Genomic DNA, 18,620 nt, shown 5'->3' with positions numbered 1-18,620 from the left:
ACAATGTTCACCCTGCTCCACTTTTACCCAGCCGTCTACCTGACGCAACTCAGCCCATAACTAAGGACCCCTCGGTTATGGGCTGATTTGCAGGACTAGCTCAACGCCATTGATAAAATAATACGGGGGTAAGTTAGCTCACTTTAATATCATCAAGGTCGATATCCTCTTCTTCGTGATCATGAGTAACCAGCACATCACGCGGAATATCTTTTTTGATGACAGCATAAACCGTGGCGGTAACAACAATATTCACCAGCAGGGCCATAATGCCAGCCATCGGGTGTGACATGGTGGGGATCATCAGTACCCCACCAAAAGGCACCGTGGCATCCGCACCATACACCATGGTGACTGCGCCACCGCACGCGCCACCGATGGCCGCGGCGGCGATACCGCGGACGATATCGTTCATGACGATCGGGATAGAGCCTTCAACGATATTAACAATCCCCATTGGAACCGCCGATTTTAAGGTTTCCACTTCTTCACTGTTATAGATGTTCTTACGCAGAAGCTTAGCAATGAAGAAAGCCAGGCCGAAACCAATAGGCGTTGCGGTGTTAACTAACTGAAGCGCGGTAATCGGCTCATTTATTCCCTGCGCCTGCAGCGTGAGAACGAAGGCAAAGCATGTCTTATTAAGCGGGCCGCCAAAGTCAACAATACACAGAGCGCCTATCACTGCGCCCAACACAAGATTCGATGACGTGCCCATACTTCTCAGGAAAGATGTCAGCGCTTCCGTAAAGATACCGATAGGCGTACCAATGATATAGACCATAATCAGGCAGCTGATAATGGAGGCAAAAAAGGGCACGATCAACGTTGGCATCAAACCGCGAGCCCAGTCAGGCACCTTGACGTTTTTGATGATCGCCAGCGCGATATAGCCGGCAATGTAGCCACCGATCATCCCGCCGATAAAGCCTGCGCTGATGGTGTTCGCCGCCAGCCCGACAACAAATCCTGGTGCGATGCCCGGCTTGCCAGCAATCGAGCCGGAAATCCCCACCGCAATGACTACCGGCAACAGCCCAAGCGCCTTAGCGCCCAGAGTGGCCATCGCCTGCCATAAATCAAATTGCCCCGGCGTTAACGTGTCCTGCACCGTTCCACCAAGCCCCATGCCGATGGCAATAATAAACCCAGCACCACAGACAATGGGGATCAGAAATGAGATAGCGGTCAGCAGATGTCCTTTAGGATTTGCTGCTTGCCATATTTGTTTTAGAGACATAAATTACGCCCTTAAGTATAGAGTCAGCAGGCCGAAATAAAATTATGAATTGACTATTTCACTGAGTTTTTCAATCAGTTTATTAGGGGATTTCACTGCCGTTTCCGTGGCGACTTTGACCACTTTCTTACCCGCAAACCGTTCTTCTCCCGTCACTTTAACATCCGCGGCAAGCAGAACAATATCTGCCATGGCAATCTCATCAGCGGTTAACTGATTCTCAATGCCGATGGTCCCTTGGGTCTCGATTTTAACGTTATGACCGGCTTTTTTGGCGGCTGTTTCAATTTTCTTTTGAGCAATATAGGTGTGTGCAATCCCCACCGTACAGGCGGTAACTCCGACAATATTCATCACGATTCTCCGTTAATTCATTTAATAATGATATAAAAGAATGTTAACAACTACATATTACGCTTCGGTGCTTTCAGTTTCTGAATTGAAAAGCGCAATGATTTTATATGGATCAGATTCAACCAGTAATTTAGCGATAATGTCTTCGTCAGCCAGTGACCCGGACACTTGCGCTAACAGGCGAATATGAGTGGCATTTTGATCCACCAGGCAAACCGCAAATAAAATAATACAGCGAACATCGCTGCCATCCATGGTCTCCCAGGGAATGGTATGTTGCGTGCGTCCGATGGCTAATGCGGTACGGGAAACACCGGAAGATTTGCCATGCGGGATCGCAATATGATTTTCAAAACCGGTAGAGCCTTGCTCCTCACGTAACCAGACATCACGAATAAAGTCCTCCTTATTAGTCACCGCACCATCCTGTACTAGTAAATCGGTGAGTTCTTCTATCACCTCTTCTTTCGTTCTGGCGGTCATATTTAACTTGATGTTTTTAACATTAAGCACTGTCGAAATATCCATAATTCACCCGCATTCATATAGAGTGGTCGTTGAATAACAGAGCAGGCATCGCTTGCGTGATGCAGGTCTTTTAATTTTTTTTAAATATATGCTGTGGTTCGTAAAAAAATTAATTAGGCAGCGACGGTTTCACGCTGGAAAATCTCGATCATTCTGTCCCATGCCTGGCTGACATCCTCATGGAGAGAAAACAGACCCGATGTCCCTACGATAAAGACATCCACACCGGATTCGGCAATCTGGCCAAACGTTTTTGCATTGCAGGAGCCATCAATTTCTGTCAGATAGTGATAGCCATTATTTTTGCGCATACTGATGAGCTTTCTTATCTTGTTCAGCGATTCAGGAATAAACTTTTGTCCGGCATAGCCCGGATCAACTGACATGACCGTCACTTTATCCAACAGGTGCGCATATTCAGCAATACTTTCAGCCGGTGTCGCCGGGTTCAACACCACCCCGCATTGCTTGCCTGCATCCTTGATCTGATTCAGCAGGCGGAAAATTTTGTTATTCGCCGTCTCGGGATGAAAGCTAATGATATCGGCGCCGGCCTCGAGACACATGGGAATAATATCTTCCGGATGGTTCACCATCAGATGGACATCGATGGGAACGGTAGTGATTTTTTTCAGGTTCTCAATAAAAAAGGGAGACAGTGTGATATTGCGGACGTAATTACCATCCATTATATCAACGTGATAAAAATCCGCTTTTTTATTCATTGCCGTGATCTGTTCTTTGAACTGCGTTAAATCCATGCACATCAGTGAGGGTGAAAATTTCGCGCTCATAAACCATCTCCGATAATAAATAGTTAGTTAAACATTGCGATAATATGCCCCAGAACGATGCCGACAACGCCAAAGTCTGCATCGCCAAAGGTTGTAGAACCCAGGCCCATATCTCCCATCATTGGCAAAAGGATGGCCGGCAGGAACGAAATGAGCAGGCCGTGGGCAAATGCCCCCACCACTGCCCCGCGACGTCCGCCAGTGATGTTGCCGTAAACGCCAGCCGTTGCCCCGCAGAAGAAATGAGGCACCAGCCCCGGGACGATGACGCTCAAGCCGAACAGCGGGCAGAGGAACATGCTGACCAGGCCTGCAACAAAGCTTGCGAGAAACCCGACGATGACGGCATTTGGAGCAAAGGGAAACACCGTCGGGCAGTCGAGCGCCGGCTTCGCATCTTTCACTAATTTGTCTGCAATACCTTTAAACGCTGGCACAATTTCGGCAATCACCATCCGCACACCGGCGAGGATGATATAAACCCCCGCAGCAAAAGTGAGGGACTGAATAATGGCGAAGATAATAAAATTCTGACCGGCACTCAGTGTCTCCTCGACAAAGGTTTTGCCCGCGACGACCACCAACACCAGGAACAGAATCATCATGGTGAGAGAGATGGCCACCGACGAGTCGCGAAGAAAATTGAGTGACTTAGGCACTTTAATTTCTTCAATCGAGGGGCTACCTTTCCCGACGACTTTGCCCACCAGCGCGGAAAGCAGATAACCAATAGAGCCAAAATGGCCGAGAGCCAGATCGTCAGTATTGGTAATTTTACGGGTAAACGGCTGCAAGATCGCCGGAGAGATCACCATCATCGCGCCGAGAATCACCGCCCCGATGGCCACCACCCACCCCCCCGACAATCCCCCGACTGACAAGATCACCGCCAGCATCGCTGCCATATAGAGCGTGTGGTGGCCCGTTAAAAAGATGTACTTTAATGGCGTCAGACGCGCCAGGGCGATATTGATCAACATGCCCAACACCATGATTGTGGCGGTTTCCGTGCCATAATTCTTCTGCGCCAGCGCGGCCATCGCGTCGGTGTTAGGGACCACCCCCTGAATATGAAATGAATGTTCAAACAGCTGGCTAAAAATGGTTAATGTATAGGCAATGATACCGGCGCCTGCCGTTAAAATAACAAAGCCCATGATGGTTTTCAGTGTTCCTGAAATAACATCTGAAATTCCTTTTTTTTGCAACAGCAGACCGATCAGAGAAAACAATCCAACCAGAATTGCCGGTGTCCCTAACACATCATAAATAAGGAAATGAAGCATATTAAACTCCACGGTTCAGAAAGCCGTTGCTTAAATGTGTTCTGCTAAAATCTCTTTGATTTTATTGTTGTCGAGTAAATTACTTAATCCAACAACCTTTGCGGAATGACCAACTAAATGTTCGGCAATATCGTTGGCGCTCAGAATAAGGTCCGCCGTTTCGCTTTTCGCTGACGTCAGGTCGGTATGCGCGACTTCAGCCTCTTTATTCATTTCGGCAAGAATTTTTTTGACATTCATTTCAACGATAAAGCTGCTGCCTAAACCATTGCCGCAGACGATGAGTACTTTTTTCATTCTCTTTTCCTTCAGTCAATAACAGCCTGAATTGCCTTAATATCATCGGCTTTTAACAATCGTTCTAGCTTTTGCTGATCGCTAAAGAGTTCTGCCAGTTCACCGATCATCGTGATATGTTCATTCCCGGAACGAGCGCATAGCATAATAATCACGTATACCGGGTCGTTCTCCGTTGAGCCAAATGATATGCCCTCTTTAATATGAAGGAGCGATAATCCATTCCTCAATGCACCTTGTTCAGGGCGGGCATGGGGCATTGCTAATCCCGGGGCTAATAGATAATAAGGCCCAAGTTCTTCATGGCTTTTCAAAATCGCCTCAATATAGTGCTCTGCCATATACCCCTGCGCCAGCAAAGGTTCTGCTGAGAGTCGAACGGCATTTTTCCAGTTATCTATTGAGTTAATGACATTAATTTTATCCGGGGTTAACCAGTCTCTAATCATATGCACTCCCGAGGGGTCCCATGTGCTGAACTATAAACAGCTAAATAAAATGCAACTGTGATACACCTCCCAAAGTTAGCGCTAACAAGCAAAAATGTTAAAAAATGAGTTACCGCTAACACTGGTTATAATGTGCTTTCCCCCTCGCTGTGGTAAGTTATAATGTGTATCAACGATTTACTTTTGTTACTTTTTATTTTTCAAACGGTTGGTGATCCTGGTGAAGAGTCTAGACGCAGACAATAGCCCGAAAGAAAAACGTCGTAAGGGAACTGGGAAGATAACCCTGACCGAAGTGGCTGAGTTTGTCGGCGTGAGCGCCATGACCGTCTCGCGTGCGCTGAGAATGCCTGAAAAAGTCAACCCTGACCTTCGCGACCGTATTGATGCGGCAGTAAGCCAACTCGGCTATGTCCCCAATCTCCAGGCGCGTAATCTGGCGTCGGTCCATTCCGATCTCATTCTGGCCGTCGTCCCCACCTTCTCTTCGCCAGGTTTTTTGCCGGTGTCGGAGGCGTTACAAAAGATCCTGACTGAACGCGGCTATACCATGATGTTTATGGAATCCGGTCATGACGGCCAAAGCGAACAAAAAACGTTTGAAAAAATGCTCGCCTATAACCCGGCAGCGATTATTCAGTTTAATATCGACACCATTGAGAGCTGTACCCAGCTGCTGGCCAACGTAGATGTGCCTATCCTGGAAATTGGCGCGTTAAATACGCAGTCTGTTGGCATGTGCATCGGTGTGGATTACGGTAAGGCTGTGAAACAGATCGTGACCCACCTGGCGGACGCCTCATTAAAAAATATCGCGTTACTGTGTACCCCGGCCAACAATACAATGTTTCGCCAGCTCCTGAGCGGCTGGAATACGGCGATGCTGGCCCTTAACCGTTCTCCGCATCGGGTAGTGACCACTCATTTGCCTTCCACCATTGCCACAGGGGTGAATATTTTCAAGGATATGATGATCACCTGGGGCGATCTGGATGCGCTAATTTGCACATCGGATGAAATGGCGTGTGGATGCATGATGGCCTGCCACAGCGCCGGGATCAAAGTGCCCAATACCGTAGCCATTGCGAGTTTAGGCGGCGGGGTATTATCGACAGTCTGTTCCCCTGCCCTGACAACCGTTGAATTTCCCTGGCATGACATTGGGGTGAAGGCCGGGAAAGCGCTTCTCGACCTGCTCAACGATAAACCTTGTGAAAAGTTTATTGAAATTCCGTCAGTACTCAAAGTCCGGGCCAGTACCGCGGTATAACCGCCATCCGTGGCTTGCTCTATCGGCACCCCCCGTTTATCGCTTCAACTCGTCCTGCCACAGCGGGGATGACGCCAGCTGCTGGCATACCGCGTCGATAAATACCCGGGTCTTGGCGGGAACCAGCGTGCCGGGCGGCATCAGGGCATAAACGCTAACCCGCGCCGCGCTGCGCCAGTCGGGCAGCACGCGGACCAGTTCCCCGCACTGCACCGCCTGATTAACCATCCATCCCGGCAGCAGTGCGATCCCGGTTGCGCGAATGACCGCCGTCAGCAGCGCTTCACTGATATTGGTGGTGAGGGGGCCAGCTGGCGTCACCTGGATATGCTCCCGACCATTCTCGAGGATCCAGTAGGGCCAGTCCGGATGGTGGGTAAAGCCGAGGCACCGATGGGCTGCCAGTTGCTCAGGATGAGTCGGTTCACCGTAGCGTTGCAGATAGGCCGGCGAAGCAATCAACTGGCTGCGAAATGCCCCCAGCTCGCGCCCGGTTAAGGTACTGTCCCGCAGGTTTCCCAGGCGGATCACCGCATCAAACCCCTCCGCGACAATATCGACTCGTCGATCGAGAAAATGGGCATCAAGGCGAATATCCGGATACGCCTGCAGGAAATCAGGAAACATCGGGGCAATCAGCTCCCGGCCAAAGGTCACCGGCAGTGAGACCCGCAACGTTCCCTGTGGGGTGGCAGCAAAGTCGCCTACTTCCCGGCTGGCGGCGCTGAGCTCATCCAGCGCCGTGCGGGCGCGCTGCAAAAACCAGGTCCCGGCTTCAGTCAGCGTTACGCTACGGGTGGTACGCACCAGCAACCGGACACCCAGTTTTTTCTCAAGGTGGCTGACCCGGCGGGAAATCACCGACGCATCCCGCTCCAGCCTGAGGCTGGCCCCGATAAAACTCCCTGCCTCAGCCACACAGACAAACGCCATCAGCTCATCAAAATCATCGAACATGATTCCTGCACCCTGCACATTAATCATTTGCAAATAAGGCTGATTATCAGCGATCTGTTGGTCTATTAACATAGCGGCTCTTCAACCTACAGTGAGAGCAGCCTATGAAAACGTTTTTGAGTATTGGGTCCGGTCCTGGGATGGGAATGGCGACGGCCTCACGATTTGCCGGTGAGGGATTCCGGGTAATACTGTCCTCTCGCAATAAAAGCAATGTGGCGGCGCAGGCCGACCAGTTGAGAGCGGCTGGATTTGCCGCGGAAGGCCGCGTGGCGGACGCCAGCGATATCATCAGTATCGCGGAACTCATTCGTGAGGTAGAGGAGGAAACCGGCGGCGTGGATGTGCTGCATTTCAATGCCGCGGCCATGCATGACGGTAATCTGGAGACCCAGTCGGTGGCAGGCTTCATTGAGGATCTCACCACTAATATTGGCGCGGTATATGCTGCCATCAAAGCGGTCACTCCGCGGATGGCCGCGCGTGGAGAAGGCGCGATCCTGCTGACTGGCGGGATGTTTGCCACTCAGCCCCACCCGGAGTATCTGACGTTGAGCATCGGCAAAGCCGGGCTGCTTAACCTGACGCATGGCCTTTTCCCGGTATTGAAAGCGCAAAATATTCATCTTTCCATCGTGACGGTGGGGGCCTACGTCACGCCGGGTTCCGCCGAAGCCCGGGAGATTGCCGATCTGTTCTGGCAGCAATACCGCCAGCCATCCGCGCAATGGACAGCGGAAGCATTTTATCCCGTCCCACACCATCAGTAACCTTCCCCGGCCGTCGCCTGGCGTCCGGGAGCCATCGCCCGGACGTGCGGAAGAAACGTCATCCATCGCTTGCTTTCCCTGTCACCTCGGATCAGGATACGACGATATTCATGGAGGCTATGTGATGAAATATTCTATCGGTATGGCGGTGACGTTATTGTTGAGCACGCCGGTGCTGGCGGCGGGCGAGCTTGAGATTAACCAGTCTCCCCTGACGCTGGTGTTGAGCGATCAGAATCAGGCACGGGTCTCTTCCTGTGCCGATTTCATTGCGCTGCGTAAAGCGGGAGAGACCGTCGATGCGCTGCCCGGGCTTTCCGACCCAGATGGCCGTGCGGCGGAAGCGGCGTTATTCTCCTGCTGGCTACAGGCCTACACCATCGATCATACGTTATTCACCTCTGCCGCGCCGAAACCAACCCTGGCTGAGGTGGTTCAGCACTTTCCTGCCAGCGCGGCGTTTATCGTCAGCGATGACGAAAAGCAGGACGTCGCCAAAAACTATGTGGGGAAAACCATCGCCGACTATACCCCGGACCTGAAAGCCAGGGACGATCGTCTGGAATCAGCGGCCAGCGCCAGCGGTTATGTGCTGGATGAGTATTATGCGTTTACCGATAAGCAAGGGCATCAGCTCAACATTGTCGCTCTGGTGGGCTACGCCATCGGCGGTACGGCAAGCGTGAAAAGCTACTATCGCATCGATGACACGCACGCCCGCGTCTGGAGCGTCACCCTGCTCGATGAGAACAGCCCGTTATAAGCGAGGGTTCCCTCTGCGGCGCTACCGCAGAGGATGTTCCGTTTACCTGGCCAGCCACTGACGCCAGCCGCCCCAGGCGGTGATCTCCGTGGCATCCCCCAGCCCGCCGGCTTCGCAAATAAAGCCCGTCACCCATCGACCGTCGGCCAGCTCAACCTGTCCCAGCCCCAGCGGCGCGGGAATAGCGGCCAGCAGCGACCCCACCTCGGCGCTGGGTATCTCCCAGACTTCCACCGCTATCGCCGCGCCGTCGCGCTCGTCACGCACCATCGCCGGGCGCTTGCCATCCGCGAGCGCGTACAAACGATAGCGTGGCGCGCTGTGGGTCGCCTGCAGCAACCGACCGCCCCGCGCCAGCAATTGACCGTTTAAGGGCAGACCGGCCAGATGCGCACCGCATACCGCCAGTGCCATCCGGTCATGGCCTGCGGAATGCGCAGGCGGCGGGCTCTCCAGCCGCGCGCCGCCTGCCAGCGGCAGCCGCTCCGCGCGCTGGAAGGCGTCGGCCAGGCTCAGCAAATACTGATCGGTAAACGCCCGGCCAAACAGCGTGACGCCGGAGGGCAATCCGTCAGGCATAAACCCGCACGGCACACTCACCGCCGCATAGTCCAGCAGGTTCATAAAGTTGGTGTAGTAGCCCAGATCGGCGTTGCGGGCGATCGGCTCCGCCGCCAGCTCGTCGAGCGTCACCGGGCGCGGAAAGGTTGGCGTCAGCACGCAGTCCAGCGTATCAAGGATGGCATCGCACTGCGCTTTATACCCCTGCAACTGATACATCGCCTTAAAGGTCGCCGTCGCGTCGATATCAGGCGCTTTCGCCAGCACGTCGCGAATCACCGGCAGCACGGCATCCGGCTGCTGCTCAATCAGCGGTCCGGCCACCGCATAGCGTTCAGCAACCCACGGTCCGTCATACAGCAGGCGGGCGGCGGCCAGAAATGGCGCGAAATCGATCGCTACCGGCACGCCGCCGAGCGCCGTCAGCCGCTGCACGGCCTGGGCGAACAGCGCTTCGCTGGCGCGGCAACCGAGGAAGTTCAGCGTCTGCGGAACGCCAAAGCGAAACCCGGCGGACGGCCTGCCAAAAGCCTGCCGGCTGTTCCACTGAGGATTGCGGCGGCTGTAGCTATCCTGCGGATCGGCCCGGGCAACCAGCGCCAGCAGCTGGCTGGCCTCGTCGGCGGTAGCGCTGAAAAAGGTCACACAGTCCAGCGTGCGACAGGCAGGGACAACCCCGGCGGTGGAGATCACCCCTTTCGTCGCTTTCAGCCCCACCAGGTTATTCAGCCCGGCCGGAACGCGACCGCTGCCGGCGGTGTCGGTCCCCAGCGCGAAGCTGGCGACACCCAGGGCTACCGCCAGCGCGGAGCCGGCGCTGGAGCCACCGGAGGGGTAAGCCGGGTGGTACGCGTTGCGGCAACGTCCGTACGGCGAACGGGTTCCGTTCAGGCCGGTGGCAAACTGGTCGAGATTGGTTTTGCCCACCGGCACGGCTCCCAGCGCAATCAGCTGCGCGACAATGGTCGCGCTTTGCGTCGGCCGGTATGCAAACGCCGGGCAGGCAGCGGTCGTGACGATCTCAGCAAGGTCAATATTGTCTTTGATCGCGAACGGCACGCCGTACAGCGGAAGCGTCTCTGGCGAATGGCCTTCCAGCGCCGCGAGAAACGGCGCCTGCTCCGCTTCGCTCAGGAGATGGATAAACAGATTAAATTCGGGATTCAGCGTTTCCGCCCGCTGGCGGATCGCCGCCAACAGCGCCCGCGGGGTGGTGTTGCCGTTACGATAGTTCGCCGCCAGGGTCGCCAGGCGTAAATCAAACGTCTGCTGCATCATGCCTTCTCCTCAATAATCACTGCCACCCGTTGCCCGGCACGCACCGCGCTGCCTGGCTGCACATTGACCTGCTGAACCCTGCCATCGCACGGCGCCAGCAGCGGGATCTCCATTTTCATCGACTCAAGCACCACCAGCACATCACCGGCGCGTACCTGGCGGCCCACCGCGGTCTGTACCTGCCACAGATTACCGGATACCGGGCTTTCCACCCCCTGCTCGCCCGGCTGCAGCGGCGCATCGCCCGTTTCTTCTGCGGCGCTCTCCTGACTGTCGAAATGGGCCTGGCCGCTGGCGATCCAGCGATCGCGTTCGGCGTTAAACGCCCGCTGCTGATGGTCGCGAAACGCGTCAATGCTCTGCGCCTCGCGAGCGAGAAATTGCTGGTATTCCGCCAGCCGCAGCGTGCTGTGTTCGATGCGCAGCGGATAGCGACCGAGCGGGAAATCGCGGCGAATCTCCAGCAGTTCATCGGCCGAAACCGGATAGAAACGCAGCTGATCGAAAAAGCGCAGCAGCCACGGCTTGCCGGCAAAATCGGCCACCTCGTGATAGCGATTCCACATCTGCAGAGTGCGGCCGACAAACTGATAGCCGCCCGGGCCTTCCATGCCGTAGACGCACAGATACGCCCCGCCGATGCCCACCGAGTTTTCCGCCGTCCAGGTTCGCGCCGGGTTGTACTTGGTGGTGACCAGCCGATGGCGCGGATCAAGGGGCGTGGCCACCGGCGCGCCGAGATAGACATCGCCGAGGCCCATCACCAGATAGCTGGCGTCAAACACCGTGTTCCATACGGCCTGCTCATCCGGCAGATCGTTTATCCGGCGAATAAACTCGAGGTTGCTTGGGCACCACGGGGCGTCCGGGCGGACGGTGGTCATATATTTGTCGATCGCCTTGCGGCAGGCCGGATCGTCCCAGGAGAGCGGGAGATGCACGACCCGCGTTGGAACCTGCAGATCATCGCTCATGCAGACCGTGGCCCACTCCCCGCTGACCCACGCCAGCAGGGTCTCCAGCGCCAGCGTTTCCGGCTGGAAATGCAGCTGCAGCGAGCGGATCCCCGGCGTGATATCGATGATCCCTTCCCGGGCTTGCCCTTCAAGGGCCTGCATCAGGGCATGGATGCGAAAGCGCAGCACCAGATCCAGCTCCGCCTCACCGGCCTCCAGCAGCAGATGGGTATCACCGGAGAGGCGCGCCACCAGGCGTTTGTCGGCGTCACCGCAGGTCATCACCACCGGCGAGGTGAGCGGCACAGGCTGCCAGGCAACGTCCTGCGCCTGCAGGGTCGCCAGCTCCGCGCGACGACCTGCCGCCAGCCGCCGGGCGGTGGGGACGTCCACCGCCACAAAGCGCACTTTATCCCCCGCCTTAAGCTGGCCCAGTTGCCAGAGATCGGCTTCGATAACCGTGACCGGGCAGACGAAGCCTCCGAGGCTTGGGCCGTCCGGCCCGAGGATCACCGGCATATCGCCGGTAAAATCCACGGCCCCCACGGCATAGGGGTTGTCATGAATATTCGACGGATGCAGCCCGGCTTCGCCGCCGCTGTCACGGGTCCAGACCGGCTTAGGCCCGATCAGGCGCACGCCGGTGCGGCTGGAGTTAAAATGCACTTCCCAGTCGGTGGCAAAAAAGGTCGCCATATACGCCGGGGCAAAGAACTCCGGCGCGCCGTGGGGACCATAAATCACCCGCAGCGTACGGACGTCCGTCAGCGCGGTGCGCAGCCCTGCGGGAAGCGCCGCGCCTTCCCCTGTCTCAACCAAAGGCGCAAGATGCAGCACGTCGCCAGCGCGTAGAGCCCGTCCGCCGTGGCCGCCAAACTGGCCGAGGGTAAAGGTGCTTTTACTGCCCAAATAATCCGGTACCTGAATACCGCCGCGCAGGCAGAGATAGCTTCTGACGCCTGGTCCGTTTATTGCCCCCAGCCTGAGGGTCGCCCCCGCCGGAATAGTGAATACGCAGTTCATGTCCTGCCCGGCGCCATCGAGCGTGACGGTGAGCGGCGCGCCGCAGATCACCGCCTGTACGGCGGTATTGAATTTCAGGGTGGGTCCGCTAAGGGTGATCTCCAGCGCGGCGTCGCCCTCGGCATTGCCCAGCAGACGGTTGCCCAGGCGCAGCGCCCGGTCATCCATTGGGCCCGAGGGCGGGACGCCCACCGCCCAGTACCCCAGACGTCCCGGATAGTCCTGGACGCTGGTCTGGGTGCCGGCGCTCAGAACCTCCACGGTATCGGCCCGGTAGCGCAATTGCTCCAGGCAGCGGGTCCAGGGTTCTCCGGCGGTAAACGGTGCAAAGCCGAGGATCTGCTGCAGGTATAAGCAGTTGGTTTCGACGCCATACAGGCGGGTCTCCGCCAGGGCCTGCGCCAGGCCGGCGATTGCCTCATCGCGGCTGGGGCGCCAGACGATAGCTTTCGCCAGCAAGGGGTCGAAAAACGGCGGCACTTCACATCCGGCTTCCACCCAGCGGTCGATGCGCAGCGTGGCGCCGTCCGCCGGCGGAAACCAGACGTCGGTTAACAGTCCAGGCGAAGGCTGAAACTGGCGGCCAGGATCTTCGGCGTAAATTCGCGCCTGAATGGCATGGCCCCGGGGCTGTAGCCCGGCGGCCAGCTCGCTCAGCGGCGGTAAATCCCCTGCGGCCAGGGCGATCATCCAGCGTACCAGATCCACGCCCCACACCTGCTCTGTGACGCCGTGCTCCACCTGCAGGCGGGTATTGACCTCAAGGAAATAGAAGCGCTGCGCCGCACTGTCGTAGACAAACTCCACCGTCCCGGCGCTGCGGTAGTTCACCGCTTTCCCGAGAGCAATGGCCGCGCTACACAGCGCCTGCGCCATCCCATCCGGCAAATTCGGCGCCGGGGTCTCTTCAATCACTTTCTGGTTACGCCGCTGCAGCGAGCAGTCGCGCACGCCGAGGGCGATAACCTCCCCCTCACCGTCGCCGAAGATCTGCACCTCCAGGTGACGGGCGCGTTCGATATATTTTTCGAGAAACACCCCAGCGTCGCTGAAGTTGTTTTGCCCCAGCCGCTGCACCGTGGCAAAGGCCTCGCTCAGTTCGCGGGCGTCGCGGCAGACGCGCATGCCAATCCCCCCGCCGCCCGCCGTGCTCTTGAGCATCACCGGGTAGCCCACCGCCTCAGCCGCCTGGCAGGCTTCCTCGCTGTCGGCCAGCAGTTCACTGCCCTCCAGCAGCGGCACGCCCTCCGCCTTCGCCAGCGCGCGAGCGGTATGTTTCAGGCCGAAGGTACGCAGCTGTTGCGGGGTCGGGCCAACAAACGCCAGTCCCGACGCCTCACAGGCTTCGGCGAAGGCGGCGTTTTCCGACAGAAAGCCGTAGCCGGGATGGATGGCGCGGGCGCCGCTCTGCAGCGCGGCGGCAATGATCTTCTCTACCACCAGATAAGTTTGCGCTGCCGGGCCCTCGCCAAGGCTGAGCGCTTCATCCGCTTCGCGGACGTGCAGACTGCTCAGGTCGGCTTCGGCGTAAACGGCAACCCCCTTCACCTGCATGGCGCGCAGGGTACGTAAAATGCGGCAGGCTATCGCCCCGCGGTTGGCAATCAGTAAGGTATCAAACATAAGCGGAACTCACAGCGTAGCGGGTCGTCCCGCAACAATTCGTCTTTCCCTGAGGTCGTCCCCGGGGGAACCGGCGCTTAAACGTGGCGCGTCGGCGTGTGATTCAGGCGGTCGGCGCGAACGGCGAACAGCCGAAAGGCCAGCAAACGCCAGCGCTGCCAGCGGGTCAGTTCCATACCAGCACCTCGGCGGGGGTCGGGTTCCAGCCATTGCAGGGATTGTTGAGCTGCGGGCAGTTGGAGATCAGCACCATGGCGTTACACTCCGCGCGCAGTTCAACGTATTTTCCCGCCGCCGAGATGCCATCCGCAAAGGTCAGACCGCCCTCCGGCGTTACCGGCACGTTCATAAAGAAGTTAATGTTGGCGCCGATATCGCGCTTATGCAGGCGGCCATCGTGCAGACAGGCGCAGAGAAAATTGTCCCGGCAGCTGTGCATATAGCGCTTGTCGAGAGCGTAGCGCACGGTGTTGCTCTCCTGGGCGCAAGCGCCGCCGAGGGTATCGTGCCGTCCGCAGGTATCAGCCACGATGGTCATCAGCGGATGGCCGAGGTTGGAATAGAGCACGCTGCCGGCGGTCAGGTAGGCGTTCCCCTGGCGACGCAACGTGCGCTGCGCATCGTAGCGCTCGCGCGGGTTGTCGGCGTTGTAAAACAGGGTATCAATCGCCTGATTGCCTTCGAGATCGAGCAGGCGCAGGGTTTGCCCTTTTTTAACCTCAAACAGCCAGGGTTCCCCGGCCGGGATCACATGGCGATAGACGGCCTCTTCCGGGCGTCGGTTACTGGTGATAACGGTCATGAACGCCTCCTTACAGGGCAAAAAGTTGGGTATTACGGAACGCGCGCTGATTCTCATCGCGGGTCAGGAGCGCCTGGATGGCCGCGTCCTCATCGTCGGCCTGATACCAGCTCAACTGCACCGGACGGGGGGCATATTCTGTGGCCGGATCCTGGGGATGCGGCAGCGCGGTGAGCACCAGCAGGACGTCCATCGGGGCAAACAGCTCAACGTAATCCCCGGCGCGACTGTTGCCGGCAACAAACTGGAAACGGCCCTCGTCATCGACGGTGACTTTGCTGAAGAAGTTGACCACCATCAGCAGATCTTCCAGGCCGAGATCCCATTTACCCATCTCCACCAGCAGGTTATCGACGCCGTTGCGGTAGAAGCCATTACGTAATTCCTGGTAGCGTCCGGCGCCATATTTGTCGTGTGTCTCTTCGGCGTTAAGGACCCCGCCGAACGGATCGTGCCAGCCGCAGCTGTCGGCGACGATCCCGGCCAGCACCCGGCCCATGTCGGAGTAGAAACAGTGTCCGGCGGTCAGGCGCGCGGTATGCTGGCCCTTGAGGGTATCCGGCAGGTTCAGGCGCTCACTTTTCTCATGGGGGTTGAGCATCATCATGCTGACGTTCGCCCCGCCGTCGATATCAGTCAGGCGCAGGATCTGCCCTTTGCGCAAAATCAGCGAGGTATGCGCCCCGCCGGGAAGCCGCTCTTCGCGCAGGCTGGGAGTGGCGTGAAAAAGTACGGTCATCAATTTATCTCCTTAATGCGTAAACGTTGGTGTCACTACCGGTGGCCAGCTGCGCCATCCGCGCCTCATTGAGCGGGATATCGTAGGTAATGCGCGCTCCCCAGGCGTTAGGCGCCTGCGGATCGATGCGCACTTTGTCGAACACCAGCAGCCGGGTGCCCAGGTTGAAGCCTTCGGCCAGATCGTGGGTGACCATAAACACCGTCATGCGCGTTTCGCTCCACAGCTGGAGCAGCAGCGCATGCATATCTTTGCGAATGCCGGGATCCAGCGCGCCGAAGGGCTCATCGAGCAGCAGCACCCGCGGCTGCATCACGAACGCCTGGGCGATGGCCAGCCGCTGTTGCATCCCCCCGGACAACTGCGCCGGATATTTATCCAGAGCGTGCCCCAGCCCCACTTTCTCCAGCATGTGCTGGGCCTGTTGCCGGGCCTCGCGTTTTCTGCCGCCAAACAGGCGCCCCAGCAGCGGAGACGCCGGCAGCTCCAGGCCGATGGCGACGTTATCCAGCACGTTGAGATGCGGAAACACCGAATAGCGCTGGAAGACCACGCCGCGGCTGCGATCCGGCTCCGCCGCCAGCGGCTGGCCATCGAGCAGGATGTCGCCACGGGTCGGTTTTTCCTGACCGAGCAGCAGGCGTAAAAAGGTCGATTTACCACAACCGGACGCGCCGACCATCGAGCAAAACTCGCCCTCTTTCACCTGCAGATTGATGCGCTCCAGCACCACGTGTTCGCCGTACTCCTGCCAGATGTTTTTGATGTCGATAAAACTCATCCCCGGCCTCCTTCCGCCCACGGGAAACAGGCTTTGTGCAGCTGGCGCAGCGCCAGATCCATCAGCCATGCCAGCAAGGTGATCCAGATGACATAGGGAATAATCACGTCCATCGCCATATAGCGCCGCACCAGGAAAATGCGGTACCCCAGCCCGGCGGTAGCGGAGATGGCCTCGGCGGAGATCAAGAACAGCCATGCCGAGCCCAGCAGCAGGCGCAGAGAGGTGATCAGCCGCGACAGCAGCTGGGGAAGCACTACCCGCAGCACCAGGGTCCAGCTATTGGCGCCGAGGGTCTGCGCCTTAATAAACAGCTCCGCTGGGATCTCCTTCGCCCGCTGCTCCAGGTCGCGCGCCAGCATTGGCGTAATGCCGATGACGATCAGCATCACTTTCGACAGCTCATCGAGGCCGAAGACGATAAACAGCACCGGCAGGATCGCCAGCGGCGGGATCATTGACACCACCGTCAACAGCGGCGACAGCGCCGCGCGGTACATCGGGAAGACGCCGGCGGCGATGCCGATACCGAGGCCGATCAGCGACGAGACGGCCAGGCCCGTCAACAGACGGCTCAGGCTGATCAGCGTATCGGCCCACAGCAGATACTCACCGCTGCGTTTGTCCGGGGTGAACGCCATCCGGTCAATGGCTGCCACCATCTGCGACAGGCCTGGCAGCAACTTGTCCTGCGGATTGGCTTCCAGCCGCACCGCCGATCCAATAAACCAGGCGGCGATCAGCACGACAAAAGGCAGCAGCATCAGCGTCAGGCGCATCCCCTTTTGGGGATAACGGTTAATGTGGCGCATGGCGTGGTCTCCCGGCGATAATCATTACAGCTGGCCCGCGGCGGCCAGCTTCAGGTAGCTGTCGTCAAAGCGCAGTTTACGGTTGGCGGCATCGCCGAGGGTGACATTTCCCGGGAAGGTCATACCGATAAAGTCCGCGCTCTGCGCCCCTTCACCCAGCAGGCCTTTATCGAACGAGAACTGCGCCACTCGCTGCATCGTTTTCGCCAGATCCGGCGAGGAGATAAACGCCAGGGTGTCGGCAGGGGTCCAGAACAGATGGGTTGTTTTCAGCTGTGCCTGGTAGCCGGCAAGATCGGTGCCGGAGTCGGCGGCCATGGCGCTCAACGCCTGGCTATCCCCGGCCTTCATTTTGGCCATCATTTCAAACCAGGCGCCGGTCAGGGCTTTGCCCAGCGCGGGGTTATCTTTCAGGGTCTGGGTATTCACCACCATCATGTCGATAAGCTCGCCCGGCACCTGTGAGGAGCTAAACACTTCGCTGGTTTGTGGGGTCTTTTTGATAACCGACAGCTGTGGATTCCAGGCCACCGCCGCCCGCACGCCGCTGGTGCCGAAGGCCGAGACGATATCGGCATCGGAGGTATTCACCACCTTGACGTCTTTTTCCTGCAGCCCGGCTTTTTCCAGGCCGCGCACCAGCAGATAGTGGGATACCGACAGCTCCGGGAGATACACCGACATCCCTTTCAGGTCGCTGAGCTTTTTATCCGCCCCTTTCATGACCACCCCGTCGTTACCGTCGGAGTAGCTGCCGGTGATCAGCGCTGTGCTGTCGACACCGCCCGCCGCCGGGATCGTCAACGCGTCCATGTTGGTCATCGTGCAGCCGTCAAACTGGCCGGCGGTGTACTGGTTGATGGATTCGATGTAATCGTTGAGCTGGACGATATTGATCTTGATGCCGTATTTGCTGGCCCATTTATCAATGATCTTTTCGTTACTGATGGTTCCCCAGGGCATCCAGCCGGCGTAGATGGTCCAGCAGACGTTGAACTCTTTTTTGACGGCGGCAAACGACGGGACGCTGGTCAGCAGCGTCAGCGACAGGACAAGTGAGCGGAGGAGCGGCGATGTTTTCATGGTGGACCTCTGGTTAGCACGAGAAACGGAGCAGCGCGACACCCAACGGTGCTGCTGTCTCCCGGGCTTTTATCCCGCCGTGTAACCTCGCCGAGGTCGCCAGCTCTCGGACCAGACGTTCACCGCGGTGAACCGGAACCCTAGCCAGCTATTGTGTGATCTGAATTGTCTGTTGCGCTGCTTTCTGCCGATGTTCTTGCAAGCGCCATGCCAGGAGCCAGAGGCCGCTCACAGCCGCGTTTCGCCGCCAGCGG

18 protein-coding genes and 1 riboswitch are annotated in these 18,620 nt (G+C 57.6%); of the genes, 3 read left to right on the top strand and 15 right to left on the bottom strand.

All coding sequences use genetic code 11. From position 1 onward, the window contains the following. Positions 1–133: 133 nt before the first annotated feature. The 7 genes from R0140_RS13340 to R0140_RS13310 form a co-directional block, all read right to left on the bottom strand. Positions 134–1,240: a PTS fructose transporter subunit IIC gene (locus tag R0140_RS13340; RefSeq protein WP_023322628.1), complete on the bottom strand. Its 1,107-nt coding sequence runs from the start codon at positions 1,238–1,240 to the stop codon at positions 134–136. Between the two features lie 42 nt (positions 1,241–1,282). Next, a complete protein-coding gene (locus tag R0140_RS13335; RefSeq protein WP_004179922.1) occupies positions 1,283–1,594 on the bottom strand; it encodes a PTS fructose transporter subunit IIB in 312 nt (103 codons plus the stop codon). Positions 1,595–1,651: 57 nt separating this feature from the next. Next, positions 1,652–2,122 (bottom strand): PTS sugar transporter subunit IIA, encoded by a 471-nt coding sequence (locus tag R0140_RS13330; RefSeq protein WP_012968206.1) that lies wholly within the window; start codon positions 2,120–2,122, stop codon positions 1,652–1,654. A gap of 113 nt (positions 2,123–2,235) precedes the next feature. Beyond that, entirely contained in the window at positions 2,236–2,916 is a 681-nt protein-coding gene (gene alsE / locus R0140_RS13325; RefSeq protein WP_012968205.1) for a D-allulose 6-phosphate 3-epimerase, read from the bottom strand. A gap of 23 nt (positions 2,917–2,939) precedes the next feature. Next, on the bottom strand, positions 2,940–4,202 hold the full coding sequence (locus tag R0140_RS13320; RefSeq protein ID WP_012968204.1) for a PTS ascorbate transporter subunit IIC: 1,263 nt from the start codon (positions 4,200–4,202) through the stop codon (positions 2,940–2,942). 30 nt (positions 4,203–4,232) lie between these two features. Further along, positions 4,233–4,499, bottom strand: coding sequence for a PTS sugar transporter subunit IIB (locus R0140_RS13315; protein WP_012968203.1), 267 nt, complete (start codon positions 4,497–4,499; stop codon positions 4,233–4,235). A gap of 11 nt (positions 4,500–4,510) precedes the next feature. Continuing rightward, positions 4,511–4,948: a PTS sugar transporter subunit IIA gene (locus R0140_RS13310; RefSeq protein ID WP_023322630.1), complete on the bottom strand. Its 438-nt coding sequence runs from the start codon at positions 4,946–4,948 to the stop codon at positions 4,511–4,513. A 217-nt stretch (positions 4,949–5,165) separates the two neighbouring features. Here R0140_RS13310 and R0140_RS13305 point away from each other — a divergent pair, with 217 nt between their 5' ends. Continuing rightward, positions 5,166–6,218 carry a LacI family DNA-binding transcriptional regulator gene (locus tag R0140_RS13305; protein WP_032730998.1) on the top strand — a complete coding sequence of 351 codons (1,053 nt, stop codon included), beginning with the start codon at positions 5,166–5,168 and terminating at the stop codon, positions 6,216–6,218. A gap of 36 nt (positions 6,219–6,254) precedes the next feature. Here R0140_RS13305 and R0140_RS13300 read toward each other — a convergent pair whose 3' ends face one another. Beyond that, a complete protein-coding gene (locus R0140_RS13300; protein ID WP_012968200.1) occupies positions 6,255–7,175 on the bottom strand; it encodes a LysR family transcriptional regulator in 921 nt (306 codons plus the stop codon). Between the two features lie 104 nt (positions 7,176–7,279). Between R0140_RS13300 and R0140_RS13295 the strand changes: the two genes are divergently transcribed. Next, positions 7,280–7,945, top strand: coding sequence for an SDR family NAD(P)-dependent oxidoreductase (locus tag R0140_RS13295; protein ID WP_032735629.1), 666 nt, complete (start codon positions 7,280–7,282; stop codon positions 7,943–7,945). Between the two features lie 124 nt (positions 7,946–8,069). Continuing rightward, positions 8,070–8,708 carry a hypothetical protein gene (locus R0140_RS13290; protein WP_117126975.1) on the top strand — a complete coding sequence of 213 codons (639 nt, stop codon included), beginning with the start codon at positions 8,070–8,072 and terminating at the stop codon, positions 8,706–8,708. A 42-nt stretch (positions 8,709–8,750) separates the two neighbouring features. On the opposite strand, the gene atzF is transcribed toward R0140_RS13290, so the two are convergent. The 7 genes from atzF to R0140_RS13255 all read right to left on the bottom strand — a co-directional run bounded on the left by atzF (position 8,751) and on the right by R0140_RS13255 (position 18,366). Beyond that, the gene (gene atzF, locus R0140_RS13285) at positions 8,751–10,547 is read right to left on the bottom strand and encodes an allophanate hydrolase (RefSeq protein ID WP_032735631.1); all 1,797 of its coding nucleotides are present in this window, start codon (positions 10,545–10,547) and stop codon (positions 8,751–8,753) included. Further along, on the bottom strand, positions 10,544–14,149 hold the full coding sequence (gene uca / locus R0140_RS13280) for an urea carboxylase (protein WP_317704045.1): 3,606 nt from the start codon (positions 14,147–14,149) through the stop codon (positions 10,544–10,546). Before uca ends, atzF begins: the two co-directional genes overlap by 4 nt. A gap of 166 nt (positions 14,150–14,315) precedes the next feature. After that, positions 14,316–14,951 carry an urea amidolyase associated protein UAAP2 gene (locus tag R0140_RS13275; RefSeq protein ID WP_008804848.1) on the bottom strand — a complete coding sequence of 212 codons (636 nt, stop codon included), beginning with the start codon at positions 14,949–14,951 and terminating at the stop codon, positions 14,316–14,318. A 10-nt stretch (positions 14,952–14,961) separates the two neighbouring features. After that, positions 14,962–15,690, bottom strand: a complete 729-nt coding sequence (locus R0140_RS13270) for an urea amidolyase associated protein UAAP1 (protein ID WP_008804847.1) — start codon at positions 15,688–15,690, stop codon at positions 14,962–14,964. Between the two features lie 4 nt (positions 15,691–15,694). Beyond that, the gene (locus R0140_RS13265) at positions 15,695–16,471 is read right to left on the bottom strand and encodes an ABC transporter ATP-binding protein (RefSeq protein WP_023297640.1); all 777 of its coding nucleotides are present in this window, start codon (positions 16,469–16,471) and stop codon (positions 15,695–15,697) included. Beyond that, positions 16,468–17,283 carry an ABC transporter permease gene (locus R0140_RS13260; protein ID WP_023297641.1) on the bottom strand — a complete coding sequence of 272 codons (816 nt, stop codon included), beginning with the start codon at positions 17,281–17,283 and terminating at the stop codon, positions 16,468–16,470. Before R0140_RS13260 ends, R0140_RS13265 begins: the two co-directional genes overlap by 4 nt. A gap of 24 nt (positions 17,284–17,307) precedes the next feature. Continuing rightward, a complete protein-coding gene (locus R0140_RS13255) occupies positions 17,308–18,366 on the bottom strand; it encodes a putative urea ABC transporter substrate-binding protein (protein ID WP_317704044.1) in 1,059 nt (352 codons plus the stop codon). A gap of 56 nt (positions 18,367–18,422) precedes the next feature. Next, positions 18,423–18,521: riboswitch (guanidine-I (ykkC/yxkD leader) on the bottom strand. Positions 18,522–18,620 lie beyond the last annotated feature (99 nt).

This window comes from Klebsiella sp. w6 (assembly GCF_033100215.1).
GTDB lineage: Bacteria > Pseudomonadota > Gammaproteobacteria > Enterobacterales > Enterobacteriaceae > Klebsiella > Klebsiella variicola.
The sequence above is the reverse complement of the archived record's forward strand: the minus strand, read 5'-3'. Positions and strand labels throughout refer to the sequence as shown.